Source organism: Acidithiobacillus sp. TH-A36, assembly GCF_057473445.1.
Window position 1 is genome coordinate 1 of record NZ_JBYCKP010000679.1, and the last position, 1,608, is coordinate 1,608.

The following is a 1,608-nucleotide window of genomic DNA, read 5'->3' on the forward strand; positions in this document are numbered from 1 at the left end:
GACACCTTTGAACCCGGTTCCGTGATGAAACCCTTCACCATTGCAGCGGCACTGGACGATAACAGTATCCAGCCCGACAGTACCTTCAACGTCAACACCAACTGTTTTCGAGTTGCCCGCTTCTGTATCCAGGATGATGTCCGTCACAATAATCTGGATCTGGCACAAGTCCTTAAATATTCAAGCAACATCGGGGCCGCAAAAATATCCTTGCGCACCCCTCCGGCGGATCTTTATCAAATGCTCCATCAGGCTGGCTTTGGACAAGGCAGCGGCCTCGGGCTCCCAGGAGAAAGTACGGGAATGCTGCCGGCCTGGCAGGGTTGGGATATTGCCCGCCGGGCAGCGATGGCTTACGGATATGGTTTGTCGGTAACTCCCCTGCAACTGGCGGCCGCTTATGCGGCCATTGCCAATCAAGGTGTTTATGTAGCACCCACCCTGATCCGTCAGGATACCAGCTCAGTAAACGGGATCCGGATTATGCCTGCAAGCACTGCCGCACGACTGAGCCGATGGCTGAGCGGCGTTACCAGTCCAGGCGGCACCGGTTTTCTGGCCAGCATCCCGGGTTATCAGGTAGCGGGAAAAACCGGGACTTCCATCATGGCCAACGGCAAAGGTGGCTTCCATAAAAACCTGGTGAACACCAGTTTTGTAGGCTTTGCACCTGCCCAGGACCCGCGCCTGGTGATGGCCGTCGTGGTACGCGCCCCGACCCGGGGATGGCGATATGGCGGAGTCGTGGCAGCGCCGGTATTTCGGGTGACCATGGCAGCTGCCCTGCAAAACATGGGCATTCAACCAGACCCGAGTCTTCTGAGAAATACTGCCGCACATCCATACAGCACTGCCGCCGAAGCCCAGCAATGGGCAGAAGGAGCTGGTGATGCAGCGCACTGAATCCCTATCCCGGCTATTTAATGCCGTACCTGACGCCCTCAGGGAACTGGCTGTAACTGGCATCGAAACAGATACCCGCCGTTTGCAGCCGGGCATGCTCTACGTAGGATTACACAATCATCGTGGCGATGCCGATCAGTTTCTGGCGGAAGCCTGGAAGGCGGGGGCCGTGGCCGCCGTACTGGAAGCCGGGCACGAGACCGTTATTCCGCAAGGCGATAGCCCTGTTTGCTGGCAGACTCCCGACCTCCGCGACAAGCTCGGCCAGGCCTTGCGCCGTTGGCATGGCTGGGATGAAGGGGCAACACCGCTATTGATCGGCGTGACCGGGACCAATGGCAAAAGTAGCGTCACGCGACTGATTGCCGAACTCGCCCCCCAACCGGCCATGATTATCGGAACATTGGGCTACGGGCCGGTTGATGCGCTCGTTCCCCATGCCAATACCACCCCGGAAGCCGTTCGTCTCTGGGAAACTCTGGCCCTGCTCCGGGATCAGGGTGCCAAAGTCATTGCTCTGGAAGTCTCCTCGCATGCTCTGGCCCTTGAGCGGGTAGCCGCCGTACCATTCACTGCAGCGGTGTTTACCAATCTCAGCCGTGATCATCTGGATTTTCATGGCGACATGGATCAATACGGCGCAGCCAAAGCCCGTTTGTTCAAATTCCCCGACCTGAAGCTGGCCGTACTGAATCAGGATGATCC

2 protein-coding genes are annotated in these 1,608 nt (G+C 58.0%); both read left to right on the forward strand.

Annotated elements, in window-relative coordinates; all coding sequences use genetic code 11:
- Positions 1–903: penicillin-binding transpeptidase domain-containing protein (locus AC2VLY_RS16915; RefSeq protein ID WP_486922694.1), on the forward strand; the 903-nt coding region annotated here is incomplete at its 5' end.
- A partial coding sequence (locus tag AC2VLY_RS16920; RefSeq protein ID WP_486892605.1) for a Mur ligase family protein occupies positions 890–1,608 on the forward strand: 719 nt, incomplete at its 3' end. The genes AC2VLY_RS16915 and AC2VLY_RS16920, both read left to right, overlap by 14 nt.